Source organism: Halodurantibacterium flavum (genome assembly GCF_042681825.1).
Taxonomy (GTDB): Bacteria; Pseudomonadota; Alphaproteobacteria; order Rhodobacterales; family Rhodobacteraceae; genus Halodurantibacterium; species Halodurantibacterium flavum.
In genome coordinates this window covers 208,648-232,652 of sequence record NZ_JBHUGH010000006.1, presented here as the reverse complement: position 1 = coordinate 232,652, position 24,005 = coordinate 208,648, and the positions used below count along the sequence as shown (strand labels likewise).

Below are 24,005 nucleotides of genomic sequence, written 5' to 3'. Positions count from 1 at the left end.
TCGCCAAGGTTGTCACCTCCAAAGATGCACGTCCGGTCGCGAAAGGCAAACCAGTTCAGGCCGCGGCATCGGAATCCGGCGCGCTGTCCTGCGCGACCTCCATCACCGCTTCAAGCGCAACGGCGGTCCCCACGGGCGTGACGGTGGTAAAGCCGCCCGTGGTTTCCACCGCCGGGGCCGGACGCTGCGTCGCGCGCCAGCCGGCATAGGCCGTCAGCACCGCCAACAGCACCGCGATGTAAAGGAAGAACCCGTTGATCCCGACCAGAGACATCATCCAGGCGGTGATCAGCGGACCCGAAATCGCCCCCACGCCGTTAATGAACAACAGCCCGCCAGAGGCCGCGGCCATGTCGCGCTGATCCAGAAAATCGTTCGTATGCGCGAGCAGCAGCGAATAAAGCGGGTTCGAGACACCGCCGATCACCAGCGCCAGCACCAGAAGAACCTCGAAGGGCGGATTGATCAGCACCGGCAGCACCATCGCGCCCGTGCCCACCGCCGAGACGATCAGGATCAGCCGCCGCCGGTCCATCCGGTCGGAAAACCAGCCGATCGGATACTGGAACAAAAGGCCGCCCAGATAAATCGTCGCGATGAATATCGTAAGCTGCGCAACGCTAAGCCCCGCCTGCGTGCCCCAGACCGAGGCCATGCCGAAGAGCGCGGAAAACACGCCCCCCATAAGGAAAATCCCGATACATCCAAGCGGCGAGGCGACGAAGAGCTTGCGGAAGCTCATGCTCTGGGTCGTCTCGAACACGGGCGCGGGCGAGACCGACAAAAGGATCGGCGTAAAAGCTATCGACACGAGCACCGAGGGCAGCACGAAGAGCAGGTAGCCGCCCGCGTCGCCCACGTTCATCAGGCCCTGCGCGCCGATGATGCCGATCATCTGCACGATCATGTAGGCCGACAGCGCCTGCCCGCGCGTCTCGTTCGTGGCCGAGTTGTTGAGCCAGCTTTCCGCCGTGACATAGACGCCGGAAAAGCAGAACCCCATCACCACCCGCATCAGGATCCACGCGACGGGATTGGGGGCGACCGCATAAAGCACCAGAAGCGCCGAGATCATCGAGCCGAGTGCTGCAAAGACCCGCACATGTCCCACCCGGCGGATGAGTTCCGGTGCGAGCCGCGAGCCAAAGAGAAACCCGAGGAAATAGGCCGACATGACCATCGACATCTCGAAGGTCGAGAACCCCTCGATCGCGCCGCGCACGCCCAGCAGCGTTCCCTGCACGCCGTTTCCGACCATCAGAAGCATGACGCCCAGCAAGAGCGCCCATGAATTGGCCAGAACGACAAGCATCTTTCGTCTCCTTATCCTCGGTCGCGGGCATAGCCGCCCCGCCGGTCAACCGCGCCTAACCCAGCGACGTTCCGCGTCCCGTTTGCGCCCCCTGCGGCGCAACGGAGCGTCCCGGCACCAGAAGCGAGGCATCGCCATAGGAAAAGAAGCGGTAGCCTTCCTTTATGGCATGGGCATAAAGATCGAGCATCCGTTCCTTTCCCATCAGCGCGGAAACCAGCATCAGAAGGGTCGAGCGCGGCAGGTGGAAATTCGTCATAAGCGCATCGGTCACGCGAAAACGGTAGCCGGGATAGATGAAGATATCCGTATCGCCCGCCCAGGCTGCAAGCGTGCCGTCGGGCGCGGCGGCGCTCTCGATCAGGCGCAGCGCGGTCGTGCCCACGGGAATGATACGTCCGCCTGCGGCGCGGGTGCGGTTGATGGCGTGGGCGGCCTCTTCCGTGACCTCGCCCCATTCGGAATGCATCCGGTGCTGCGTTACGTCATCGACCTTGACCGGAAGGAAGGTCCCCGCGCCCACATGCAGCGTGACCTCGGTGGTGGCGACGCCCCGCTCTGCCAGCGCCGCCAGAAGATCGGCATCGAAATGGAGCGAGGCCGTCGGCGCCGCGACCGCGCCCGGATGGCGGGCAAAGACGGTCTGATAGTCTTCCTTGTCCTGCGGATCCGCGGCCCGGCGCGCGGCGATATAGGGCGGCAGGGGCATCGCGCCGGCCTGCGACAGCGCCGCGTCAAAGGCCGGGCCTTCCAGATTGAAGGTCAGGCGGACCGAGTCCTCCATCCGTTCGGCGACGCTGGCCACCAGCCCGGCGGCGAAGCGGATCTCATCCCCCGGCTTCAGTTTGCGCAACGGCCGCGCCAGCGCGCGCCAGCCGCCCTGCGCCGCGACCTCCAGCAACGTGACCTCGACGCCGGCCTCGACCTCACCTTCCGGGGTCGGGCGATGGCGGCGCCCGTCCAGCCGCGCCGGAATGACGCGGGTGTTGTTCAGGACCAGCAGATCGCCGGGGCGCAGGACCGACGGCAGGTCCCCCACCCGCAGGTCGCGCTGGCCGGCGCCTTCCGCAACCAGCAGCCGCGCGGCGCTGCGCGGGCGCACGGGCCGGGTGGCGATCAGTTCCTCGGGCAGGTCAAAGTCGAAGTCGGAAAGTTTCATTTCAGCATCCGTATGCACGGCGGACAGGTCTTACGGGCTCTGGTTCGACTGGGCCACCGCCGGCGCCGAAAGGCTGGGCTGCGGCGGACGCAGAAGGTCCCGCACCGCCCCGGGCGCCAGCAGCGACAGCGGGTTGACGCTGACACGCGGGGCCGAGGCAGGACCGCTCAGACCATAGTTGAAGCCAAAGAGCCCCTCGCCGGGGCGCGAAATAAGGCTCCCCACCACGTTGACAAGATAGACCGGCGAGACGACGCCCTGCATATCGAGGCTCCTTGTGGCGTTGCGATAGACACCCTGAAGGGTCACCCCAAGCGAGGGGCCGGTGGCGGCGCTCCTGATGATCTCGATCCCGTCCGGGGTCAAGCGGAACTCGGCCGAGGTTTCGTCGAACACGATCCCCTGCCCGTCGAGCTGTTCCAGAAGGCCGACGATGCTCAGCGCCCCCAGGATCTGCGCCAGCGCGGGCGCGCGATGGACATTGACCTGCCCTGCCCGCAGCCAGCCATCGAAATGGCCACCGCCCAGCGGCAATAGCCGCAGGTCCAGCGCCCCGCCCCGCGCGCCCCGGAAAAGGCCGGCGGCCTCGACCACCGCGCCCGCATCATTGGCGCTGACCTGTATCAGGTTCCGCCCCAGCAGGCGCCCGTCCGGCGCCATCGCGGGCGCGATCTGACCCGAGACCGGAACCGCGCCGTTCAGCATCCCCTCGAACCGGCCCGCCATGCCGGTCTGGGGGTTGAACCGGCCCGTGACGCCGGTCAGGCTGATCTGATCGGTGACGATCACCCGGTCGAGCCGCGCCTGAAGCGGCCCTGCCTGCATCCCGCCACCACCACTGCTGCCGCCACTGCCGCTGCCCGCGTCGAAACCCGGCAGGCCGTCCCCCCGCAGGTCGAGCGTCCCGCCCGCGACCTCGACCGTCAGCGCATTGCCCGTTCCCTGCCCGCGCAGCACGACCGGCGCATCGAGCCAGCCGCCCAGCCGCACCCGCGACAACCGCAGCGCATCGAGGCCGCCACCCGCGCGCAGGTCGATCCGCCCCTCGGCGGAAAGGCCCGGCGCGTTGATCCGCAACCGGTCCACCTGCGGAACCTCGGCCAGCGTCACGTCGAGATCAAGCGTCCCCGTCGCAGCCTCGCCCAGACGCCAGCCCACCGGGTCGAGACGCAGCCCGACCCCCGCAAGGTCAGAGCGCAGCGAAAGCCGGGGGCGCCCGCCGCGCGGCAACTCCACCTCCAGCGACGCGCGGCCACGGCCGCTTATCATCTCTTGCGGCAGCGCCGGGACAAAGGCCGCGACGGCACGGGGCGAAAGCTCGGCCCAGCCGCTGACCCGAGCGGGCATCGTCTGCGTCCCGGGACCAAGCGGCTGCGAGAAAACCACATCGAACGGCACGCCCTCCAGGCGGCCCGGCCCGCCGATCTGAAGCCGTGAGGGCGTCGCCTCCAGCCGCAGGCTTTCCGACACCAGCTGGCGGCCCGGCACGATCCGGTCCGAGGTGACGTCATGCAGCGTGCCGGTGACGTGATAATCCACATCGACCGGCTGCACCCCACGCCGCAGGGGTATCCGCATCCTGGCTTCCAGCGTCGCCCGCCCCTCGACCAGATCGACCGGGCGGTTGGCGCGCGTCAGGAACTGGAACGGAGGCTCATCCAGAAACGACAGCGCCGCGGTGATGCTGCTTTCGGTGCGCAGGTCCAGATCGGCTGTGGCCGGGCGCTCGGTCACGTCGGCCACGCGGAAGACCGAATCCTGTACCGCGATCCGCCCCCCCTGCGGGGCCGCGACCTCGCCCTCGTCCAGAACCATGACGTAAGACGTGTTCTCGATCGTCGCATAGCCGCGCCCGTCAAGGATCGGGGGCATCGTGCGCAGAAACCGCACCTCGGCGTCACTGAACTCATACCCTACGGCAAGGCGGGTTTCCTGCCCCGGCGCAAGCCGCAGTGCCGCGGTAACGTTGTAGATCAGGCCGGTCTGCACATTCTCGACCAGCCAGTTGCGCATCCCATGCACGATCCCCGGCGGCCAGAGCGCAAGCAGCCGGTCATGGGTGATCTCGTTCAGCGCCAGATCGAGCGCCACGCGCCAGCCATCGGCCTCTGCCCCGATCTCCCCCTCGGCCATCAGGCGCCGGCCGTCCTCGATCAGCGTCACCTGCCCGATTGTTGCCGTGAAGGGATCGAGCCGCAGCCGCACATCCACTGCGCCCTCGCTGAACCGGACTGGTTCCTCAAATATCTCCTCCGGGTCTATCTGAACATCGGAGAAACGGAACTGCCCCAGCAGCACCCCCGGAAGACCGTGTTCCATCTCCTCAAGATAGGCGTGCCCGCCTGCAGCCATGCGCAAGGTGGGGCTGTCGATCACCACGTCGTTGAAGACAATGCGCCGCGCCTGCGGATCATAGTCGAGCGAAAGCTGTGCCACGTCAAAGGCGATCGGCCGCATTCCGTCCAGCGGACGAAGCGCGCCCGCCCCCAGGCGCAGCCCGCCCTTGAGGGTCACGACCTCGCCCGCTTCGTCGATCCGCGCCGCAAGTTCACCCGAAATCGGTGCCTCGACAAGCGACAACCAGCTCAGCGCCGCGCTCTGGGCCGCGACATCGGCGGCGGCCACATCCTCGATCCGTACCGAAAGCTCGGCCTCGGGGCTGTCGCGACGGCTGACAAAGCTCATCTCGGCGCTTGCGGGCGTGCCCCAGGTTCCGATCAGTCCGACGCCCAGCCTGAGCGCGACCGCCTCATCATCCTGCATCAGGGATACCCTACCATCGGAAACCTGCCAGATTTCGCCTGCCCGCGCATCGGCAAGTGTCAGGGTCAGCCGATCGGCCTCGATCCGCTGCACCCCGCGCAGTGCGGGCATGTCAAAGACCGTATCGACCGCCTGCAGAACCTCGGCGAATGATCCGGGCGTCTCGAACGCGCCGTCGCCACCCAGCGACAGGTCGAACCGGCCCTCTTCATCCCGGCGCAGCAGGGCATGGCCGCCGCTGATCCGCAGCACGGTCGGGCGGAACTGCCCGGCCAGCAGATCCTCGCGCGACAGCCGCGCCTCGATCACCGAGAACCGCGCGAGCGGCTCGGTCGGTGTCTCGGCCAGGAAAACCTCCAGATCGCGGACCAGAAGACGGGGGGTAAAGCCGCGCTCGATCTCTACCTCAGCCGCGCCAAGCCGGATTGCCATGCCCGCCGGCAGACCGGCATCGAGCCGGGACTCGACCTTTTCCAGCACCCAGCCCGGAGCCGGCAGCCCGCGTTCGGTGGCCGCAAACACCACGACGCCCACGAGAATTGCAAGGAACAGCGTCGTGGAAATAAGCCAGATGCTGAAACTGCCGCGCCGCCTGGCGCGTCGGCCCGTGGAGCGGCGCCCGGCCTTCTGCCGGTTCTGTGCAGGTGCCCCCTGCCGATGTGCCGGCTCTTTGTCCAACTGCCCCGTCGCTTTGTCGCCTGCCCCTGTCACGGCTTTATCTTTGCCTCGGAAAAGCTAAAACAGGACTGATTTCGAAACCGCAAGCAAAGGAAATCTACATGAGCACGATTGCGCCGGGGGCCGTTGCGCCTGATTTCACGCTTCCCCGCGACGGGGGGAAAGAGGTTACGCTTTCCGCATTGCAGCCCAGGCCCGTGGTTCTCTACTTCTATCCCAAGGACGACACCTCGGGCTGCACCAGCCAGGCGGTTGATTTCACCGCCCGCGCGGCAGAATTCGAGGCCGCGGGGGCCGTCGTTCTGGGCGTGTCCAAGGACAGCGTGGCCAAGCACGACAAATTCGTCGCCAAGCACGGGCTGGGCATCGCGCTTCTGTCGGATGAGGCCAGCGACGTCTGCGAACGCTATGGCGTCTGGAAGGAAAAGAGCATGTACGGTAAGACCTATATGGGGATCGAGCGCACGACGTTCCTGATCGGCGGCGACGGCACCGTGCGTCAGGTCTGGAACAAGGTGAAAGTCCCCGGTCATGTGGAAGAGCTCCTGACAGCGGTGCGTGCCCTATGAAGACGCTCGCGGAACGGGCGGTCGAGGTTCTGACCACCGCCGACGGGCGTGCCAAGGCGGCCCTGTCCCGGCAGCACGCGGCCGAATGGTTCGCGGCGCGTGAAGCGGGTGCACCCCTGACCGTAGGCACGGCCGATCCGCCGCTGCGCCCGTCCCGCCCCGCGCGCCCCGAACTGCTGCCGCCCCGCGATGTGCCGCGCAGACGGCCGGGGACGGCCGAGGGCCGGATCGCGCTGCTGCACGCGGTCGCGCATATCGAGCTGAACGCCGTCGATCTTCACTGGGATATCATCGCGCGGTTCGGGCATGTCCCGATGCCGATGGGCTTCTATGATGACTGGGTCAAGGCCGCCGATGAGGAATCCAAGCATTTCAACCTCATGTGCGACTGTCTTGAAGCCATGGGGAGCCATTACGGCGCCCTTGCGGCCCATGCGGGGATGTGGCGCGCCGCCGAGGACACCGCCAGCGACCTGATGGGCCGGCTGGCGGTCGTGCCGATGGTGCTGGAGGCGCGCGGCCTCGACGTCACCCCCGGCATGATCGACGTCTTTCGCAAGGCGGGCGAAACCGGCGCCATCGCGGCGCTGGAAACGATCTATGCCGAAGAGGTGGGGCATGTCGCCTATGGCTCCAAATGGTTCCACTTTCTCTGCGGCCGCGAGAACAGCGACCCGAAGGAGGTTTTTCACGGCCTCGTCCGGCATTACTTCCATGGCGCGCTCAAACCCCCCTTCAACGAAGAGAAACGCGCCGAGGCGGGCCTTCCGCCGGATTTTTACTGGCCGCTGGCCGAGGAAATCGGTTGACAAGAAACGGTCGGCGGATTTCTGCCGACCGATACAGAGTCTCCGCGCTGATCCGCCGATCATTTTTCGCGGCTGTTGCGCGAAAGCCGCGCCGTTTGTACTCCAATTCCAAGGCTGATGACCCGGAAATGAAATGGGCGCAGCCGGCAGGGGTGGGACAAACGGGACAGATCCATTGAAAACTCGTATTGCTAACCGTCTGAACGCATCGCTTGAGCGTTGGTTCCCCGAACGGCGGCTCTTCCTTCGTTCGGATACAGAGACGCGGTTCATCCGGCTGCGGCCCTTGACCCAGATCGGGGTTCTTGCAGGCAGCACGGCCGTCGTGGGCTGGGCCATCGTCGCCTCGGCCGTGCTGATGATGGACAGCATCGGTTCCGGCAACTACCGCGATCAGGCCAAGCGTGAACAGGCCGTCTATGAGACCCGGCTCAATTCGCTTTCTGGCGAACGCGACCGCCGGGCCGCCGAGGCCGTGCAGGCGCAGGAACGTTTCGCGATCGCGATGGGCCAGATTTCCGACATGCAGTCGGCGCTGCTTGCCTCTGAAGACCGTGCGCGCGAACTGGAGACCGGGCTTGAGGTCGTGCAGCGCACGCTTCAGCGCACCATCCGCGAACGGGACGAGGCGCGCGAAGAGGCGCAGACCCTGACCGTCGCCCTTGCCGAGGAAACCGGATCGGCCCGGACCGACGCCTCGCGCATCCGCGACATGGAGGAAACGCTCGACTTCCTCGCGGCCGCGCTTGGCGACACAGCAGGCGAACGCGACGCCATCGCGCAATTCGCCGTTCAGGCCCGCAACGAGACCGAGATGATCGCCCTCGAAAAGCGCCTGTTGGAAGAGCGCAACGACATGATCTTTTCGCGCCTGGAAGAGGCCGTGACCGTCTCGATGGAGCCGCTGGACCGCATGTTCCGCGCCGCCGGCCTGTCGACGGATTCGCTGCTGCAGCAGGTCCGCAGCGGCTATACCGGCCCCGAGGCGCTGACGCCGCTTTCTGTCTCGACGCGCGGCACCGCGGATTTCGACACGGATACGGATGAGGAACGGGCGAACAGCATCCTCACCGGGCTTGAGGAAATGAACCTCTATCGCATGGCCGCGCAAAAGGCGCCGTTCGCGAATCCGGTCAGCAGCTCTGTCCGCTTTACCTCCGGATTCGGGATGCGCCGCGACCCCAAGAACGGCTCGCGCCGGATGCATGCGGGCATCGACTATGCCGGGCCGTCGGGCACGAACATCCTGTCGACCGCGGACGGCGTGGTGATCGAGGCCGGTTGGAATTCAGGCGGTTACGGCAACATGGTGCGCATCCGCCACGCCTTCGGGATCGAGACGCTTTATGCGCATATGCGTCGCGTTCACGTGACAGTTGGTCAAAGGGTCTCGCGCGGCGAGCATATTGGTGATATGGGCAGCACTGGACGCTCTACCGGCACGCATCTCCACTATGAGGTGCATGTGGGCGGCAGCGTGGTAGATCCCATGAATTACATCAGGGCGGCGCGCAATGTTTTCTAAAAGCAGAATCCAGGAACCGGGGCCAAAGAAGGCCGAGGCCGAGGCCCCCGTCACACCCGAACCACAGCAGAGGCCGATGAACGACTATTCTTCCCCCGCCCCCAAGGCGAAACCGGCCGCATCGGTCCTTTCGTCCGACCTGACCATCGTCGGCAATCTCAAGACCACCGGCGACATTCAGGTCGAAGGCACGGTCGAGGGCGATATCCGCGCCCATCTGCTGACGGTTGGCGAGCAGGCCACGATCCGCGGCGAAATCGTCGCCGATGACGTGGTGGTCAATGGCCGCGTCGTGGGCCGCGTCCGCGGGCTCAAGGTGCGTCTGACCTCCAGCGCGCGGGTCGAGGGCGATATCATCCACAAGACCATCGCGATCGAATCCGGTGCCCATTTCGAAGGCTCGGTCCAGCGTCAGGAAGACCCGCTCAGCACCGGCGCGCAGCCGCGTCCGCAGCAGGCAGCGGCCCCGAAGCCCGCGCCGCAGCAGTCGCAGGCTGTTTCCGAGGCCGTGGCCGCCAAGGCCGGCGATCGCTGAACGCGCACCTTCTTGGCCGTCATCACGAAACCTGCCGCCCGCGGCAGGTTTTTTTGTGGGCAGGCAAAGCCTTCCGCCATCGCTGCACCCTCATCTTGGCCCCTCGTCTTGTCGCTGCGCCGCGCTAGCTTAGGCCGAGCACAAAGGGGGACAGATGCTCCAGACCGCAGAAGTGACACAGGGGAAGACCGCAGCCTCGGGGGCGGCCCTCGTCGGGCTTGCCACCGCCGTGCCCCCGCACCAACTGGACCAGGCCGATGTCATTGATCATGCGCGGCGCATCTTCGGCAGCCGCACCGGCCTTTTCGAGACGCTGGAGCCTGTCTATACCAATGCCCGGATCGAGCGGCGCTGGTCGGCCATGCCGCTTGCGTGGTTCGAAGGGCCGGCGGACATGCCAGAAAAGACCCGCCTTTACGAACGCCATGCCACCGATCTGGCCGAAGAGGCGGCGCTCGCCGGGCTGCGCGACGCGGGCCTTGCGCCAAAGGATGTCGACGTCCTGATCTTCGTCAGCTCCACCGGGATCTCAACCCCGTCGATCGAGGCGCGGCTGATGAACCGGCTGGCGTTCCGCCCCGATGTCGCCCGGCTTCCGATATTCGGCTATGGGTGCGCGGGCGGCGCGCTTGGCCTTTCGCGGGCGGCACAGATGTTAGCGGGGCGGCCGGGGGCGGTCTGCCTTTTGCTGGTGGTCGAGCTTTGCACGCTTGCCTTCCGCCATGACAGCCTGACCAAGAGCAACCTTGTCGCCACGGCACTTTTCGGCGACGGGGCTGCCGCTGCCGTCCTGCGTGGGACAGGTGCCGGGGAGAGCGGCGGCGGATCGATCGGACGGCTTGGCGCGGGGGGTGAGCATCTCTGGCCCGGGACGCTGAACGTGATGGGCTGGAAGGTCGACCCCGAGGGCTTTGATGTGATCTTTCACCGGGACATTCCGCAGATCGTCGCGGGCGACTACCGCGCCGCACTCGACGGGTTCATGACCCGCGCCGGCTTGACGCCTGCCGACATTGAGCGCCCTTGCTGCCATCCGGGTGGGGCCAAGGTGCTGGACGCGCTGGAGACCGTTTTTGACCTGCCACCGCAGGGGCTGGACGCTGAGCGTGAGGTTTTAAGCGACTATGGCAACATGTCGGCGCCGACGGTGCTTTTCGTGCTCGACAATCTGCGGCAGCGCGGGGCGCGGGGCGCGCATCTGGTCACGGCGCTCGGTCCAGGGTTCACCGCGGCGTTCCAGATGGTGGACCTTCAATGACCTTTGGCTGGGCCTATGCGCTGTTGGCGCTGATCGCGGTGCAGCGCCTTGCGGAACTTGTGCTTGCGCGGCGCAACACGGCGCGGCTGATGGCGCGGGGGGCTGTGGAACATGGGGCCGCGCATTACCCGCTTTTCATCCTGCTGCACGGAAGCTGGCTGATCGCCATGGCCCTGCTGACCGAGCCTTCGCCGCACCTCAATCCGTGGCTTGCCGCAGCGTTCGCGGTGCTGTTTCTCGCGCGGTTCTGGGTGATCGGTACGCTTGGGCCGTACTGGACGACACGCATCATCTCGCTACCGGACGCGCCCCTGGTTCGCCGGGGGCCGTTCCGCTGGCTGCGCCACCCGAACTACACCGTCGTTGCGTTGGAAATTCCTCTGGTTCCCGCGCTTCTGGGGCTCGACTGGTTGGGGTTGGTCTTTGGCGTCCTGAACATCGCGCTCTTGACCCATCGCATCCGGGTGGAAAACGCTGCCCTTGCGCCCCGTCAGAACCACAGCCAGGACAACGGTCAGAACAACGACAACTGATCGCCCGGCCGGGGCGGCACGCGGAACAGATCGGTGCGCAGCGGCGGCAGGCGCCGGTTCAGGCCATGGCGCGCCGCCGCAATGTCGAACCTCTGGCGCAGCAGCGCGGCCCAGTGCCCCTGCCCGGTCATGCGCTTGCCGAATTCCGGATCATAATCCCGCCCTCCATGGATTTCCCGAACCCGGTTGAGGATGCGCGCCGCGCGATCCGGGAAATGCTGTTCGACCCAGTCGCGAAAGAGGCCCGCCACCTCTCGCGGCAGGCGCAGCGGGATCGAGCTTGCCACCACAGCCCCCGCCCCGGCAGCGGCAGCGAGGATCGCCTCAAGCTCATGATCGGTGAGCGCGGGCACAATGGGCGAGACCATGGCGCGCACCTCGATCCCCGCATCCGCCAGCCTGCGAATGGTCTCCAGGCGCCGCGCGGGCGAAGGAACGCGCGGCTCCATCACACGCGCGACGGACGGGTCGAGCGTCGTCACCGATATTCCAACCCGCGCAAGTCCCTTCGCCGCCATCGGGGCAAGGATGTCGATGTCGCGCTCGATCAGGCTGCCCTTGGTCACGATGGCCACGGGATGGTCGTGATCGCGCAGCACCTCCAGCACGCGGCGCATTATCCGGTGCTGCTTTTCCAGCGGCTGGTAAGGGTCGGTATTCGTACCGATGGCAATGACCCTGGCCCTGTAGGACGGCGCTGCAAGCTCCTTGGCCAGCACCTCGGCGGCGGCGGGACGAGCGATCAGCTTTGTCTCGAAATCGAGCCCCGGCGAGAAGCCGAGATAGGCATGGCTGGGCCGCGCAAAACAGTAGATGCAGCCATGTTCACAGCCGCGATAGGGGTTGATCGACAGCTCGAACCCCACATCGGGCGAAGTGTTGCGCGTGATGATCCGCCGCGGACGCTCTTCGCTCACCTCGGTGCGCAGGGGCGGCAGATCCTGGTCGGGGGTCCAGCCATCGTCCACGGCCTCGACAGAATGACGCTCATACCGGCCGGCGTCGTTGCTGCGGGCGCCCCTGCCCTTGATCTGGTCCTGACGTGGAGGGATGCGGATGCTCATCCCTCGACAGTAGAACATTAAGGGAACATTGAAAAGACCTCAGGCGCGACCCGGCAACCCCGCCGGCAGGCACCAGCGCTCGATATATTCGGCGAATTCCTCATGAATTCCATTGGCCTCCGCGACCGACATTTCTTCGCGCCAGCGTTGGGGGATTCCCCTGCCCAATGTCGCGAACCGGCGTCCATGTCTGGCGAGAATCGGCTGCGTATCGACGAGGACCCCCAGATGAGCCGCGATCTTTTCCAGCGATACGTCAGGGTCTGCCACAAGTTCCTCGTAGTTGAGGATCAGGAGGTCCGGCACAGCCTGCCGCCATGCCGCGAAATTCTCCATCCGGTTACGCACCAGATCGAGCGCCTCACCCAGCGAGGCCAGCGGCTCCCTCTCTGGGTTAAGTTGTCCGCCGACGGTCTGCGCCGCATCCAGAAGCGACAGTGCGACATCCCGCGGGTCCCGCGCCACGATCTGGGCAGAGATGCGCCCCGCCCGGACCTCTTGCGGAACCGTTTCACCTGGCGACGCGTGGCTGTGAATGGCGATGGGCGCGGCACCCGCCGCAGCTTCCGCCAAGGCAGGATCAAGGCGCTTCGGGTCGAGCGCAGCTAACAGGTTAGCCTCTTTCCTGCGACCAACAGTGTCGAGACGCCGTTGTGGAATTCCCGCCGACTCCAGCACCGCAACCGCCATTTCGAACGCGAGGCGAGAGCCCGACATGGGCATCCCTGTGCAGATATGCAGAACTGAAGGCATTCTCTCTCCTTCCGGTGTGGCGCAAGTTTAACCGTCCCCCCGACCCAACAACAAGGCAAAGTTCGCCCCCAGTGCCGCAGCGCAGCAAAACTTCGCGGGGAACAACCACGGCAAGATGGCGTTAGTCGATAGCAGAGGGTCCGGCGGGGCCCATTTTCACATGCCCATTCGCAACCCACCAAAGGAGAGAGCCATGGCCGACCCGACCAAAGGCAGCGACCGCACCCTCACGAACCGGCAGGGCCACCCCATCACCAACAACCAGTCGCAGCGCACCGTCGGCCCCCGCGGGCCGGCCACGCTGGAGAATTATCAGTTCCTCGAAAAGATCACCCATTTCGACCGCGAGCGCATCCCCGAGCGGGTGGTCCATGCCCGCGGCTTCGTCTGCTATGGCGAGTTCGAGGCGACCGGCAAGATCGGCGAAGAACCGGCCTCGAAATACACCCGCGCCAAGCTCTTTCAGCAGGCCGGCAAGAAGACCCCGTTGGCAATCCGCTTTTCGACAGTGATCGGCGGGCGCGACAGTTCCGAGGTCGCCCGGGACCCGCGCGGCTTTGCCGTGAAGTTCTATACCGAGGACGGGAACTGGGACCTTGTCGGCAACAACCTCGCCGTCTTTTTCATCCGCGACGCGATCAAGTTCCCGGACGTGATCCATTCGCTCAAGCCCGATCCCGTGACCTTCCGGCAAGAGGCGAACCGCATCTTCGACTTCATGTCGCAGACGCCTGAATCGATGCACATGCTGACCCATCTTTTCAGCCCCCGTGGCATCCCGGCCAGCTATCGCCACATGGAAGGGTTCGGCGTGAACACCTACAAGATGGTGAACGCGCAGGGTGACAGCGTGCTGGTGAAATACCACTTCCACCCGCGCCAGGGCATCGCGAGCCTGACGCAGGCCGAGGCGGAAAAGGTGCAGGGCAAGGATTTCGGTTCGGCCTCAAAGGACCTCTTCACCGCGATCGAGCGCGGCGACTACCCGCAATGGGACATGTATGTGCAGATCATGGAGGATCACGACCACCCCGAGCTTGACTGGGATCCGCTGGATGACACCAAGATCTGGCCGGAAAAGGACTTTCCCCTTCGCCATGTCGGCACCATGACGCTGAACCGCAACGTCGAGGATTTCTTCAACGAGAACGAGCAGATCGCCATGGGCACCGGCGTTCTGGTGGACGGGCTCGATTTCTCGGACGACAAGATGCTGGTGGGGCGGACGTTCTCCTATTCCGACACGCAGCGATACCGGGTGGGGACCAATTATCTGCAACTGCCGGTGAACCAGGCCAAGGGCGCAAAGGTCGCGACCAACCTGTCGGGCGGGCAGATGTCCTATCAGCGCGATCTGGCGCCGGGGCAGAACCCGCATGTGAACTATGAGCCCTCGATCCACAATGGCCTCCACGAAGCCGCGCGCGAGGAACCGAACAACCCGCCGGAAATCAAGGGGCGCCTGACCCGCAGCGTACTGGAACGCCGGAACGATTATGTGCAGGCACGGGGCCGGTTCTGCACGATGATGGAATGGGAACGCGAAGATCTGATCGCCAACATGGGCGCGCTGCTGATGGAGTGCGAACGCGACGTGCAGGAACGCATGGTCTGGCACTTCCTGCTGGTGCATGACCACTATGGCAAGGGCGTTGGTGAGATCATCGGACTCTCGCCCGCCGACGTTCGCCATCTTCAGCCCCTGCCCGGCCAGGTCCTGACCGAGGAAGACCAGCGCCGCCTGCAGAACCTGGGCGAGAACGGCGACATCATCGACAGCGAGGTCTGGGGCCAGTGGACGAGTTCGGTAAAGAACTTCCGCGTCACGGCAGAGGATGTGCTGAACGGAATGACGAACTTCAATCCGCAGACGGCGCAGGCCGCCGAATAAGCTGACCCGACACGGAAACTCATGGCGCCGCCCACTATCGGGCGGCGCCAGCCGTTTCAGCCGACCCGTGCGCCGTGGACCCAGACGCCACGGACGACCGGCGTGCCCTCGATCCGGCGGACGCGGATCAGGTCCGCCCGCGCGCCTTCCTCGATCCGGCCCCGGTCGCGAAGCCCGACCGCACGGGCCGGCGCGGTGGTCACCGTCGCGATGCCCCGCGGCAGGTCGTCCCAAAGCTCGGCCAGCAGGAACGCCCCCGCCAGCAGCGCGCCCGGTACGTAGTCGGACGAAAGAATGTCCAGAAGGTCCATCTCGGCCAGAAGGCTGGCGGCGACATTGCCGGAATGGGATCCGCCCCGGATCAGGTTCGGCGCCCCCATCATCACCGCAATTCCATGGTCATGGCAGGCGCGCGCCGCCTCAACCGTGGTGGGAAATTCGGCCAGACGCGCACCATGGGCGGCGGAAACCGCGACATGCTCGTCGGTGGTGTCATCATGGCTCGCCAGCGTCGCGCCGTAGCGGTGCGCGTTCGCAACCGCGGCTTCCTCGTGCCGTTCGCCGAACCGGTCGTGCAGCGATTGCAGGTTGGCCACATGGGCCTGGAACTGGTCCTCGGTCATGCCGTGCTTGACGACGCAATAGTCGCGCAGCTTGCTGATATCGCGGAACTGCCGCTGGCCAGGTGTATGGTCCATCAGGCTCACGATGCCGATGCGGTCGCTTTCGCCGAACTCCGCCATCTCCTCGATCAGCGTTTCGGAACAGACCTCGGCACGCAGATGCAGGAAATGGCTGATCCGCAGCGCACCCCGCGCCCGCATCTGCAGGATTTCGTTGGCCATCGAACGGGCGTATTTGCCGTAATTCGATTCCTTGTTCGACACGACCGACCCCACCCGCAGCGCGTCGAATACCGTGGTGATGCCGACGCTCGCAAGCTCTCCGTCATGGGCGACGATGGCATTGGCGTGGGGCCAGTCGACCCGGGGGCGCGGCTGGATATGGCGTTCCAGATTGTCGGTGTGCAGCTCGATCAGACCGGGGGCCAGCACGTCGCCCTCGCAATCAACCGCGCCCGGCGTCACGGCCCCGCCCTGTCCGATGGCGGCGATGCGCCCGTCACGGATAACGACCGACCCCAGGAAACTCTCGCCCGGAAGGACGAGTTGGGCATTGGCAAGGATGGTTTCGGTCATGTCAGGCTCCTGTTACGGTCGGGCGGATATGGCAGGGATCTGTCACAGCGATGTGACGGACCGGGATTATGGCAAGCGGCAGCCGCGCCGCTGGGGGCTGCGGCGGGCACGTGATCGAGTACAGGGCGCAGAGATGACGGAATATGACCGCTACGCAATCTATTACCTTCCCGATCCTGGGCCGCTGGCGGATTTCGGCGCGTCCTGGCTGGGATGGGATGTGCAGCTTGGCCGCCCCGTGGACCATCCTGTGGGCCATCCCGATCTGGGCGCACTGCCGATAGCCCACCTGACCGCCACGCCGCGCAAATACGGCCTGCACGGCACGATCAAGCCGCCCTTCCGGCTGGCGGAGGGGACGGATGCGGCCGGTCTGGCGCAGGCGATGGAGCGGCTCTGTACCGGGCTTGCGCGGGTGGAACTGCCGGGGCTCGCGCTGAACCGGCTGGGCGGTTTCCTTGCCCTGCGCCCGACCGGGGACCAGACGCGACTTGCCGCGATGGCCGCGCAGGTGGTGATGGAGCTTGACGCCTTCCGCGCGCCCCCGACCGAGGCCGAGATTGCGCGCCGTCAGGCCAACGGCCTCAGCCCCCGTCAGGCCGAGCTTCTGGAGCGCTGGGGATACCCCTACGTGATGGACCAGTTCCATTTCCACATCACGCTGACCGGGCGGCTGGGCGATGAGGCAGCCGGGGTGGAAGAGGCGTTGCGCCCCGTCATCACCCCGCTTTTGCCCACACCCTTCCGCGTCGATACCCTCTGCCTTTGCGGCGAGCGTGAGGGACGGTTCCATCTGATCCACCGCTACACCCTTTCGGGCTGAAGCGCGGCAAGAAAGGCCGCCACGGCGTCCTCCAGCCGGCCGTCGTTTTCCACCACGCGGATCGGCAGGCCATAGGGAATGTCATAGCTCGCCCGGGCCAGCCGCCGGGCGATGTCGTCGCGGCTTTCGCGCCCCCGGGCAGCCAGACGGTCCGCGAGAACCGGAACCGAGGCCGTGACGTGGATCACCGAAAGGCCCGGAAAGACCTCCCATGCGGCGCCGAGCATGGCACGCGACCCGTTGAAGAGCACATTGCGCCCTTCGCCGATGGCCTGTTCGATGCTTGCAGGGATGCCGTAGCTCAGGCCATGCGCCTCCCAGTCGAGCGCGAACTGGCCCCGTGCCTTGCGGCGGGCGAATTCCTCGGGCGAGACACCTTCGAACGGTTCGCCGCCGGCGCTTTCGGGTCGGGTGATGACACGGCGGACGATGTGCAGGTCGGGACGCGCCGCATGGACCGCCGCAAGGATCGTGTCCTTTCCGGCGCCCGAGGGGCCGACGACCGCGAAAAGGCGCCCCGCCATCAAGCCGCCCGCGCCGGGGTGAACCCGGTCACATCGACCAGCCGGTCGCAGACCCGTTCCCGCGCGCCCTCGTCATGGAAAATCCCGAGGATCGCGGCGCCCCTGCCCTTGGCCTCTTCGATCAGCCGCAAGACGGTTTCCCGGTTCGCCGCATCGAGGCTCGCCGTCGGTTCATCGAGCAACAGCGCCGGGTAATCATGGGCAAAGCCGCGCGCGATGTTCACGCGCTGCTGTTCCCCGCCCGAAAATGTCGTGGGTGACAGCGGCCAGAGCCGTTGCGGGATGTTCAGCCGGGAGAGGAGCCTCGCCGCCCGGTCCCGCGCCTGTCCGGCATCGACCCCCAGCGCCAGCAGCGGTTCCGCCACGACATCGAGCGTCGGCACCCGGGGCACGACCCGCAGGAACTGGCTGACGTAACCCAGCGTATCGCGGCGGAGCGCGATGATCTCGCGCGGCTCGGCCCGGGCCACGTCCAGATCGCCCACCATGATGCGGCCCTCACCGGCAAGATAATTGCCATAGATTATCCGCATCAGCGTCGATTTCCCCGCCCCCGAGGCACCGATCAGCCCCACACATTCGCCGGGCCGCACCTGCAACACCGCCCCGGCCATGACCGGAATGACCGCACCGCCCTGATTGTGGAGCGTAAAGCTCTTGCCCACGTTTTCGACCGTAATCATCTCTCACACCTGCAGAACGGAACTGACCAGAAGCTGCGTATAGCCGTGCTGCGGATCGTCGAGCACCTGATCCGTCAGCCCCGCCTCGACCACATGGCCCGATTTCATCACCATCAGCCGGTCGGCGAGCAACCGCACCACCGCCAGATCATGGGTCACGATGATCGCCGAAAGGCCCATCTCGCGCACCAGCCCCCGCAAAAGATCCAGAAGCCGCGCCTGAACGCTCACATCCAGGCCGCCGGTGGGTTCGTCCATGAACACGAGCCGCGGCCCGGTCACGAGGTTCCGCGCGATCTGAAGCCGCTGCTGCATCCCTCCGGAAAAGGCCGAGGGACGGTCGTCGATCCGGTCGGCCGCGATCTCGACCCGGCCCAGCCAGTCGGTGGCGGTGTCGCGGATGCGGCCATAGTGGCGGTTGCCGACCGCCATCAGCCGCTCGCCCACATTACCGCCCGCGCTGACCCCCATCCGCAGCCCGTCGCGGGGGTTCTGGTGGACAAAGGCCCAGTCCGTCCGGCCCAGCATCCGGCGTTCCGGTTCCGTCATGCGCAGCACGTCGCGGGGACCGGTGGCGGTGTCATAGATCACCTGCCCGGCATCGGGCGCGACATGGCCCGCAAGACAGGACAAGAGCGTCGATTTGCCCGACCCGCTTTCGCCCACGATGCCCATCACCTCGCCGGGGTAAAGGTCAAAGGCCACGTCGGCGCAGCCGATGCGCGGGCCATAGCGTTTGGTCAGGCCCGTGACCTGCAACAGCGGGGTCATGCCGCGTCCTCCGTTTCTGGGTCCGCTACCGACCCCGTTTCTCGCGCTCCTGCCGCGCCGCTATGGCCTGCGCTGCGGCGGGTGCCGCAGTAATCGGTGTCGGAACAGACGAACATCCGCCCGCCGGCGTCATCCATGATGACCTCATCCAGATAGCTGTCGGTCGCTCCGCACAACGCGCAGGGATGATCGGCCTTGGACGCGACAAAGGGGTGATCCTCGAAGTCGAGGCTGACAACCTCGGTATACGGCGGCAGCGCGTAGATGCGCTGTTCCCGCCCCGCGCCAAACAGCTGCAGCGCCGCGTTGCCGCCCAGCTTGGGGTTGTCGAACTTGGGGATCGGCGACGGGTCCATGACATAGCGCCCCTCGACCTTGACCGGATAGTCGTAGGATGTCGCGATCTCGCCGTGCTTCGCGATGTCCTCGTACAGCTTGACATGCATCAGGCCGTAATCCTCCAGCGCGTGCATCCGGCGCGTCTCGACCTCTCGCGGTTCAAGGAAACGCAACGGTTCCGGGATCGGCACCTGATAGACGAGAATCTGGTCCTCGGTCAGGGCGGCCTCGGGGATGCGGTGGCGGGTCTGGATGATCGTCGCTTCGGCCGTGGCCTCGGTCACCGCGACGCCCGCCGTGCGCTGAAAGAACTTGCGGATCGAAACGGCGTTCGTGGTGTCGTCCGCGCCCTGGTCGATGACCTTCAGCCGGTCCTCCGGCATCAGGCAGGCCGCCGTCACCTGCACCCCGCCCGTGCCCCAGCCATAGGGCATCGGCATTTCGCGGCTGGCAAAGGGCACCTGATAGCCGGGGATCGCCACCGCCTTCATCAGCGCGCGGCGGATCATCCGCTTGGTCTGTTCGTCCAGATAGGCAAAGTTGTAGTCGTCCATCCCCATCCCCATCACAGCAGACCGCGCGCGGTCAGGTCGCGTTCCAGCGCCTCGGCCCCGGTGAAATGATGCGCCTCCATCCCGAAGGCGCGGGCGCCGGCCACGTTCTTTTCGCTGTCATCGATGAAGAGACAGTCGCCCGCATCCAGTCCCGCCCGGTCACACAAGAGCGCGAAGATCGCCGGGTCGGGTTTCAGAAGCCCGACCTCACCCGACACGATGGTGACGCCGAACACCTCGGCGATACGCGGATGAACCGCCATGCCGGTGGGCCATGTCTCGGCAGACCAGTTGGTGATCGCGTGGATCGGGTGGCGGACCGACAGCCGGTCCAGCAGGTCCCAGGTGCCCGTAACCGGGCTGGCGATCGTCAGGTGAAACCGGTCCTTGTAGGCGGCAAGCAGATCCCGATCCTGCCCCTCGAACGCATCCAGCGTCCCCGCGATGCTCCGGCCACGGTCGTTTTCCAGGTTCCAGCCATAGAAATCGACCCGCGCCATGAAACCATCCACCGCCTCGCGCGTCCCGAGCGTTTCCAGAAACGCCTGATGCGGGTCCCATTGCACCAGAACATTGCCGATGTCGAAAACGATGGCCTTCATTCCGCAGCCTCCTTTGCCGCACCCTGATCCGCCACTGCCTGTGCCGTGGCCATTTGCGCGGCAGCTTGTGCCGCATCCGCCCGCAGCCTGCGGATCAGTTCCAGTTCGGACTGGAAATCGACGTAATGCGGCAGCTTGATATGTTCGAGAAACCCGGTCGCCTGCACGTTGTCGGCATGGCTCAGCACGAATTCCTCATCCTGCGCGGGGGCACCGATGTAATCCTCGCCCAGTTCCTTCCAGCGCAGCGCCCGGTCGACCAGCGACATGGAAATCGCCTTGCGTTCCGACTGGCCAAAGACCAGCCCATAGCCCCGCGTGAACTGCGGCGGCTCGGTCTTCGAGCCCTTGAACTGGTTGACGGTCTCGCATTCCGTGACCTCGATCTCGCCCACCTCGATGGAAAACCCAAGTTCCGGGATCTCGACCTCGACCGCCACCGTGCCGATCCGCAGTTCCCCCACAAAGGCATGGGTGCGCCCGTATCCCCGCTGCGTGGAATAGGCGAGGCCGAGCACAAAGCCCTCATCCCCCCGCGTCAGGGCCTGCAGGCGCAGCGCCCGGGCCGCGGGCAATTCCAGCGGCTCGCGCGTCAGGTCCGGGGGCGTCTCGTCCGAAGGCTCCTCTCGCTCGATCAGCCCGTCGCGGTTGAGGAAGCTGGTGATATGCGGCACCGGCCCCGCCGAGGGCGCGGCCTGCGGTGCCTCCGGCACCTCTCCGTCCGCCATCAGTCTGAAATCGAGCAGACGGTGGGTGTAGTCAAAGGTCGGCCCCAGAACCTGCCCGCCCGGCGCATCCTTGAACGTGGCCGAGATGCGGCGCAGGCAAGCCATCGCGCCCGTGTCGATGGGCCGCGAGGCACCCAGCCGAGGCAGCGTCGTGCGATAGGCGCGGATCAGGAACACCGCCTCGATCAGATCGCCCCGCGCCTGCTTGATCGCCAGCGCCGCAAGGTCGGGATCGTAAAGCGAGCCCTCGGCCATCACCCGGTTCACCGCCAGCGCCAGCTGTTCGCGGATCTGCGGCACGCCGAGTTCGGAAACCGAAGGGTCGCCGCGCCGCTCCTCGGCCAGAAAGGCATGGGCATTGTCGATGGCGCGTTCGCCACCCTTTACCGCGACATACATCAGGACACCCTTGTCGTGCGGGGCAGCGCCGCCAGCCGGTCGCCGCAGGTAAACAGAAAGTCGAGGCCCAGCGGGAACAGCGCCGCGTTGCGCTGAAAGAAGGCGACCTCGGGCAGGTTCAGCGCGGCCGTGTCGCGGATGCCGGGCCCGGTCAGGCGCGCGCCCCGATCCAGCAGGTCCGGCATCTCGACAATCAGCGTGGCGGAACGGTCGGGATATTCCGGCGTGCCGAGGGCGAATGCCGCAAGGTCAAGCGCCGCCCAGTCCCCCAGCGCAAAGACCGCCTCGCCGGGCCTGACCAGCGGCGCCCCGGTGTGAAAGGTGATCCAGTCGCGCACCGCCCCGCAGTCATGCCGGCCGGCAAGATGCAGCGGCGTGGTGGCGTCGGCCAGCACCAGAACGGCCACGCCCGCAGCGACGGACATCGGCGCGGGAGGCAGCGCGCCACCCACCGCATGGATCGTGCCGGGGCGCGCCATGGCATCGAGACAGGCGCGGAACCCTTTGGCCGACTGGCGCGCGAGATCGGCAAAGCCACCTTCGAGGGCTGCCGTCTGCATTGCGGTCTCCGGTTGGGTCTGCATCAGTCCTCTCCCCTTACCATGGTAAAGAATTCGACCTTCGTCGCCGCGGCGCGCGCGGCCCGGGCATGGGCGCGGGCGGCGGCCCCTTCGGCCAGCGGGGCGATGATCCGGGCGCGAACGCCTGCGGCATCAGGCCCCTGCATCAACGCATCGACCAGCGCCGCGCGGCGGGCGTGATCCTTGTCGCGCCCCTGTACCATCGCATGACCGACCGTCCCGCCCGGCAGTCGCACCGAACAGCGCGTGACCGTCATCTCACCCAGATTGAACGGCGCGCCGGTTCCACCCTGACGGCCACGCACCATCACCGCGCCGATTTCCGGGGCGCGCAGCAGGTCATGAGGCGGAAGATCGGGCAGCAGTTCGGCCAGCCGTGCGGGATCGGCCTTGGACAGGACGCTCATCCAGTTGCGTCGGTCATCGGGCGGGGACTCTGGCGGTTGGCTGGTGCGGGCAGTCATCGGGCACTCCGTGGAAACAGACATCTTGCGAAGTTGTCTAAGTCTCTATACAACTAGACAACTACAGGTCGGATGCGAGTCGGGCAAGATGCCGGAACGTGAATTTTCGATGACGCGGACAGTTGACCGGCGCAGGTGTGGCAGATGACGCGCACGCCGCTCTGGTCCGCTATCGCCGCAACACTGCGGTCCGAGATTTCGGGCGGGCTCTATCCCCCCGGCGCGCGCCTGCCGACCGAGGGCGCGCTTGCGGCCCGGTTCGGGGTCAACCGCCACACGGTGCGTCATGCCCTTGCTGCCCTTGCCGAGGACGGGCTGGTCCATTCGCGGCGCGGCGCGGGGGTCTTTGTCGCGACCCGGCCGCTCGATTACCCGCTGGGGCGCCGCGTCCGGTTTCATCAAAGCCTGCGTGCCGCCGGTCAGACACCGCAACGCGAACTGCTCCGGCTTGAAACCCGGCCCGCCGACGATGCCGAACGGCAGGCCCTGCAACTTGCGCCGGGCGCCTCGGTCCATGTGTATGAGGGCGTCTCGCTCGCCGATGGACAGCCGATGGCGCATTTCGTCAGCGTCTTTCCCGCGGATCTGCTGCCCGGCCTGCCCGGGTTGCTGCGCGACACGGGCTCGGTGACCGAGGCGCTGCGGGCCGCTGGCGTGTCCGACTATACCCGCGCCGAAACCCGCCTGACCGCCATCGCGGCCGACCCGGTGCAGGCCCTGCATCTACGCCTGCGCGAAGGGGCGCCCTTGCTGCGCAGCCGCGCGGTGAACGTGGATGCCACAGGTCGGCCGGTGGAATTCGGCCAGACCTTCTTTGCCGGCGACCGGATCACGCTGGTCGTCACGCCCGACGGCTGACCCCCTGCCCCGCCTGCCCCTCGTATTTCGACAGGAACGTCTCGACCGAGAGGCCGCGGAAATCCTCCAGCGCGGCGCGCAGGCGGGCATGGTCCCAGTCCCACCAGGCGAGCGCCAGAAGCCGCGCCGCGATCCGTTCCGGAAACCGGTCGCGCAGCGGCTGTGCCGGCACCCCCGCCACGATCAGATAGGGCGCGACATCCCTGGTCACGACCGCGCCGGCGGCCACGATCGCACCATGACCCACCGTCACCTCGGGGCGGATGATCGCGCCATGGCCGATCCAGGTGTCATGCCCGACCCGCGCCCGGCGGCTGCGGCGATGTTCAAAGAACGCCTCGTCCCGCGTCCCGTCGTCCCAGTAATCGTCCGAGCGATAGAGAAAGTGATGCAGGCTGGCGCGTTGCATCGGATGGTCGGTCGGGCCGATGCGGGCAAAGCTTGCGATATTCGCGAACTTGCCGATCGAGGCATTGGCGATATCGGCATAGCGGTCGCAATAGCTGTAATCGTCCAGCCGGGAATTGGCGATGCGGCTGCCCCGGCCGATTTCGACATAGCGGCCAAGGCGGGCATTGGTGATCTCGCAATCCGGATGGATCAGCGGCGTGTCTTCGGAAAGTTTAGGCAT

General features: G+C 66.3%; 24 protein-coding genes. 9 read left to right on the top strand and 15 right to left on the bottom strand.

Translation table 11 applies throughout. The annotated features are described in order from the left end of the window. Nucleotides 1-55: 55 nt before the first annotated feature. Genes ACFSGJ_RS09625 through ACFSGJ_RS09615 form a run of 3 tightly spaced genes read right to left on the bottom strand, consistent with a single transcriptional unit; the run spans nt 56 to nt 5,912 of the window. On the bottom strand, nt 56-1,312 hold the full coding sequence (locus ACFSGJ_RS09625; RefSeq protein ID WP_390261106.1) for an MFS transporter: 1,257 nt from the start codon (nt 1,310-1,312) through the stop codon (nt 56-58). Between the two features lie 55 nt (nt 1,313-1,367). Then, nucleotides 1,368-2,471: a tRNA preQ1(34) S-adenosylmethionine ribosyltransferase-isomerase QueA gene (gene queA, locus ACFSGJ_RS09620; RefSeq protein WP_390261104.1), complete on the bottom strand. Its 1,104-nt coding sequence runs from the start codon at nt 2,469-2,471 to the stop codon at nt 1,368-1,370. Between the two features lie 30 nt (nt 2,472-2,501). Next, nucleotides 2,502-5,912, bottom strand: coding sequence for a hypothetical protein (locus ACFSGJ_RS09615; RefSeq protein ID WP_390261103.1), 3,411 nt, complete (start codon nt 5,910-5,912; stop codon nt 2,502-2,504). A gap of 101 nt (nt 5,913-6,013) precedes the next feature. Between ACFSGJ_RS09615 and bcp the strand changes: the two genes are divergently transcribed. From bcp to ACFSGJ_RS09585, 6 genes are all read left to right on the top strand, one after another. Beyond that, entirely contained in the window at nt 6,014-6,481 is a 468-nt protein-coding gene (bcp, locus tag ACFSGJ_RS09610; protein WP_390261102.1) for a thioredoxin-dependent thiol peroxidase, read from the top strand. Next, a complete protein-coding gene (locus tag ACFSGJ_RS09605) occupies nt 6,478-7,290 on the top strand; it encodes a ferritin-like domain-containing protein (RefSeq protein WP_390261101.1) in 813 nt (270 codons plus the stop codon). The genes bcp and ACFSGJ_RS09605 overlap by 4 nt, the downstream gene beginning before the upstream one ends. Nucleotides 7,291-7,465: 175 nt before the next feature. Next, nucleotides 7,466-8,815: a DUF5930 domain-containing protein gene (locus ACFSGJ_RS09600; protein WP_390261099.1), complete on the top strand. Its 1,350-nt coding sequence runs from the start codon at nt 7,466-7,468 to the stop codon at nt 8,813-8,815. Beyond that, nucleotides 8,805-9,350 (top strand): bactofilin family protein, encoded by a 546-nt coding sequence (locus ACFSGJ_RS09595; protein WP_390261097.1) that lies wholly within the window; start codon nt 8,805-8,807, stop codon nt 9,348-9,350. The genes ACFSGJ_RS09600 and ACFSGJ_RS09595 overlap by 11 nt, the downstream gene beginning before the upstream one ends. Before the next feature lie 154 nt (nt 9,351-9,504). Beyond that, complete coding sequence (locus tag ACFSGJ_RS09590; protein ID WP_390261095.1) at nt 9,505-10,608, top strand: type III polyketide synthase; 1,104 nt, start codon at nt 9,505-9,507, stop codon at nt 10,606-10,608. Beyond that, nucleotides 10,605-11,141: an isoprenylcysteine carboxyl methyltransferase family protein gene (locus ACFSGJ_RS09585; RefSeq protein ID WP_390261094.1), complete on the top strand. Its 537-nt coding sequence runs from the start codon at nt 10,605-10,607 to the stop codon at nt 11,139-11,141. The genes ACFSGJ_RS09590 and ACFSGJ_RS09585 overlap by 4 nt, the downstream gene beginning before the upstream one ends. On the opposite strand, the gene ACFSGJ_RS09580 is transcribed toward ACFSGJ_RS09585, so the two are convergent. Together ACFSGJ_RS09580 and ACFSGJ_RS09575 are read right to left on the bottom strand one after the other, a co-directional pair. Beyond that, nucleotides 11,123-12,205, bottom strand: coding sequence for a PA0069 family radical SAM protein (locus tag ACFSGJ_RS09580; protein WP_390261093.1), 1,083 nt, complete (start codon nt 12,203-12,205; stop codon nt 11,123-11,125). The two genes, ACFSGJ_RS09585 and ACFSGJ_RS09580, sit on opposite strands and share 19 nt — an antisense overlap. Before the next feature lie 39 nt (nt 12,206-12,244). Then, nucleotides 12,245-12,958 carry a sulfotransferase gene (locus ACFSGJ_RS09575; RefSeq protein ID WP_390261091.1) on the bottom strand — a complete coding sequence of 238 codons (714 nt, stop codon included), beginning with the start codon at nt 12,956-12,958 and terminating at the stop codon, nt 12,245-12,247. 193 nt (nt 12,959-13,151) lie between these two features. Here ACFSGJ_RS09575 and ACFSGJ_RS09570 point away from each other — a divergent pair, with 193 nt between their 5' ends. After that, a complete protein-coding gene (locus ACFSGJ_RS09570) occupies nt 13,152-14,849 on the top strand; it encodes a catalase (RefSeq protein ID WP_390261089.1) in 1,698 nt (565 codons plus the stop codon). A 56-nt stretch (nt 14,850-14,905) separates the two neighbouring features. Here ACFSGJ_RS09570 and ACFSGJ_RS09565 read toward each other — a convergent pair whose 3' ends face one another. Further along, complete coding sequence (locus tag ACFSGJ_RS09565; RefSeq protein WP_390261088.1) at nt 14,906-16,048, bottom strand: alpha-D-ribose 1-methylphosphonate 5-triphosphate diphosphatase; 1,143 nt, start codon at nt 16,046-16,048, stop codon at nt 14,906-14,908. Here ACFSGJ_RS09565 and ACFSGJ_RS09560 point away from each other — a divergent pair. After that, nucleotides 16,047-16,871, top strand: a complete 825-nt coding sequence (locus tag ACFSGJ_RS09560; protein ID WP_390261086.1) for a DUF1045 domain-containing protein — start codon at nt 16,047-16,049, stop codon at nt 16,869-16,871. The genes ACFSGJ_RS09565 and ACFSGJ_RS09560 overlap by 2 nt on opposite strands. Here the strand turns inward: ACFSGJ_RS09560 and phnN are convergent. Genes phnN through phnG form a run of 8 tightly spaced genes read right to left on the bottom strand, consistent with a single transcriptional unit; the run spans nt 16,853 to nt 22,516 of the window. After that, a complete protein-coding gene (gene phnN, locus ACFSGJ_RS09555; RefSeq protein WP_390261085.1) occupies nt 16,853-17,395 on the bottom strand; it encodes a phosphonate metabolism protein/1,5-bisphosphokinase (PRPP-forming) PhnN in 543 nt (180 codons plus the stop codon). The two genes, ACFSGJ_RS09560 and phnN, sit on opposite strands and share 19 nt — an antisense overlap. Beyond that, nucleotides 17,395-18,078: a phosphonate C-P lyase system protein PhnL gene (gene phnL / locus ACFSGJ_RS09550; protein ID WP_390261083.1), complete on the bottom strand. Its 684-nt coding sequence runs from the start codon at nt 18,076-18,078 to the stop codon at nt 17,395-17,397. Before phnL ends, phnN begins: the two co-directional genes overlap by 1 nt. A gap of 3 nt (nt 18,079-18,081) precedes the next feature. Then, on the bottom strand, nt 18,082-18,849 hold the full coding sequence (phnK, locus tag ACFSGJ_RS09545; protein WP_390261081.1) for a phosphonate C-P lyase system protein PhnK: 768 nt from the start codon (nt 18,847-18,849) through the stop codon (nt 18,082-18,084). Continuing rightward, complete coding sequence (locus tag ACFSGJ_RS09540; protein WP_390261079.1) at nt 18,846-19,742, bottom strand: alpha-D-ribose 1-methylphosphonate 5-phosphate C-P-lyase PhnJ; 897 nt, start codon at nt 19,740-19,742, stop codon at nt 18,846-18,848. Before ACFSGJ_RS09540 ends, phnK begins: the two co-directional genes overlap by 4 nt. A gap of 11 nt (nt 19,743-19,753) precedes the next feature. Continuing rightward, nucleotides 19,754-20,344 (bottom strand): HAD family hydrolase, encoded by a 591-nt coding sequence (locus ACFSGJ_RS09535; RefSeq protein ID WP_390261077.1) that lies wholly within the window; start codon nt 20,342-20,344, stop codon nt 19,754-19,756. Continuing rightward, nucleotides 20,341-21,471: a carbon-phosphorus lyase complex subunit gene (locus tag ACFSGJ_RS09530; protein WP_390261075.1), complete on the bottom strand. Its 1,131-nt coding sequence runs from the start codon at nt 21,469-21,471 to the stop codon at nt 20,341-20,343. The genes ACFSGJ_RS09535 and ACFSGJ_RS09530 overlap by 4 nt, the downstream gene beginning before the upstream one ends. Beyond that, entirely contained in the window at nt 21,471-22,031 is a 561-nt protein-coding gene (gene phnH / locus ACFSGJ_RS09525) for a phosphonate C-P lyase system protein PhnH (protein WP_390261200.1), read from the bottom strand. The genes ACFSGJ_RS09530 and phnH overlap by 1 nt, the downstream gene beginning before the upstream one ends. A gap of 23 nt (nt 22,032-22,054) precedes the next feature. Then, nucleotides 22,055-22,516, bottom strand: a complete 462-nt coding sequence (gene phnG / locus ACFSGJ_RS09520) for a phosphonate C-P lyase system protein PhnG (RefSeq protein ID WP_390261074.1) — start codon at nt 22,514-22,516, stop codon at nt 22,055-22,057. Nucleotides 22,517-22,660: 144 nt separating this feature from the next. On the opposite strand from phnG, the gene phnF reads away from it, so the two are divergent. Then, nucleotides 22,661-23,374 (top strand): phosphonate metabolism transcriptional regulator PhnF, encoded by a 714-nt coding sequence (phnF, locus tag ACFSGJ_RS09515; RefSeq protein ID WP_390261073.1) that lies wholly within the window; start codon nt 22,661-22,663, stop codon nt 23,372-23,374. Here the strand turns inward: phnF and ACFSGJ_RS09510 are convergent. Beyond that, nucleotides 23,358-24,005, bottom strand: coding sequence for an LbetaH domain-containing protein (locus tag ACFSGJ_RS09510; protein ID WP_390261071.1), 648 nt, complete (start codon nt 24,003-24,005; stop codon nt 23,358-23,360). The two genes, phnF and ACFSGJ_RS09510, sit on opposite strands and share 17 nt — an antisense overlap.

What these genes read in the sequence shown, in the direction of transcription:
- ACFSGJ_RS09625 (WP_390261106.1), bottom strand. Translation starts at nt 1,312, where the DNA reads ATGCTTGTCGTTCTGGCCAATTCATGGGCGCTCTTGCTGGGCGTCATG.
- queA (WP_390261104.1), bottom strand. Translation starts at nt 2,471, where the DNA reads ATGAAACTTTCCGACTTCGACTTTGACCTGCCCGAGGAACTGATCGCC.
- bcp (WP_390261102.1), top strand. Translation starts at nt 6,014, where the DNA reads ATGAGCACGATTGCGCCGGGGGCCGTTGCGCCTGATTTCACGCTTCCC.
- ACFSGJ_RS09605 (WP_390261101.1), top strand. Translation starts at nt 6,478, where the DNA reads ATGAAGACGCTCGCGGAACGGGCGGTCGAGGTTCTGACCACCGCCGAC.
- ACFSGJ_RS09595 (WP_390261097.1), top strand. Translation starts at nt 8,805, where the DNA reads ATGTTTTCTAAAAGCAGAATCCAGGAACCGGGGCCAAAGAAGGCCGAG.
- ACFSGJ_RS09590 (WP_390261095.1), top strand. Translation starts at nt 9,505, where the DNA reads ATGCTCCAGACCGCAGAAGTGACACAGGGGAAGACCGCAGCCTCGGGG.
- ACFSGJ_RS09585 (WP_390261094.1), top strand. Translation starts at nt 10,605, where the DNA reads ATGACCTTTGGCTGGGCCTATGCGCTGTTGGCGCTGATCGCGGTGCAG.
- ACFSGJ_RS09580 (WP_390261093.1), bottom strand. Translation starts at nt 12,205, where the DNA reads ATGAGCATCCGCATCCCTCCACGTCAGGACCAGATCAAGGGCAGGGGC.
- ACFSGJ_RS09575 (WP_390261091.1), bottom strand. Translation starts at nt 12,958, where the DNA reads ATGCCTTCAGTTCTGCATATCTGCACAGGGATGCCCATGTCGGGCTCT.
- ACFSGJ_RS09570 (WP_390261089.1), top strand. Translation starts at nt 13,152, where the DNA reads ATGGCCGACCCGACCAAAGGCAGCGACCGCACCCTCACGAACCGGCAG.
- ACFSGJ_RS09560 (WP_390261086.1), top strand. Translation starts at nt 16,047, where the DNA reads ATGTCAGGCTCCTGTTACGGTCGGGCGGATATGGCAGGGATCTGTCAC.
- ACFSGJ_RS09565 (WP_390261088.1), bottom strand. Translation starts at nt 16,048, where the DNA reads ATGACCGAAACCATCCTTGCCAATGCCCAACTCGTCCTTCCGGGCGAG.
- phnN (WP_390261085.1), bottom strand. Translation starts at nt 17,395, where the DNA reads ATGGCGGGGCGCCTTTTCGCGGTCGTCGGCCCCTCGGGCGCCGGAAAG.
- phnL (WP_390261083.1), bottom strand. Translation starts at nt 18,078, where the DNA reads ATGATTACGGTCGAAAACGTGGGCAAGAGCTTTACGCTCCACAATCAG.
- phnK (WP_390261081.1), bottom strand. Translation starts at nt 18,849, where the DNA reads ATGACCCCGCTGTTGCAGGTCACGGGCCTGACCAAACGCTATGGCCCG.
- ACFSGJ_RS09540 (WP_390261079.1), bottom strand. Translation starts at nt 19,742, where the DNA reads ATGGACGACTACAACTTTGCCTATCTGGACGAACAGACCAAGCGGATG.
- ACFSGJ_RS09535 (WP_390261077.1), bottom strand. Translation starts at nt 20,344, where the DNA reads ATGAAGGCCATCGTTTTCGACATCGGCAATGTTCTGGTGCAATGGGAC.
- ACFSGJ_RS09530 (WP_390261075.1), bottom strand. Translation starts at nt 21,471, where the DNA reads ATGTATGTCGCGGTAAAGGGTGGCGAACGCGCCATCGACAATGCCCAT.
- phnH (WP_390261200.1), bottom strand. Translation starts at nt 22,031, where the DNA reads ATGCAGACGGCAGCCCTCGAAGGTGGCTTTGCCGATCTCGCGCGCCAG.
- phnG (WP_390261074.1), bottom strand. Translation starts at nt 22,516, where the DNA reads ATGACTGCCCGCACCAGCCAACCGCCAGAGTCCCCGCCCGATGACCGA.
- phnF (WP_390261073.1), top strand. Translation starts at nt 22,661, where the DNA reads ATGACGCGCACGCCGCTCTGGTCCGCTATCGCCGCAACACTGCGGTCC.
- ACFSGJ_RS09510 (WP_390261071.1), bottom strand. Translation starts at nt 24,005, where the DNA reads ATGCCTAAACTTTCCGAAGACACGCCGCTGATCCATCCGGATTGCGAG.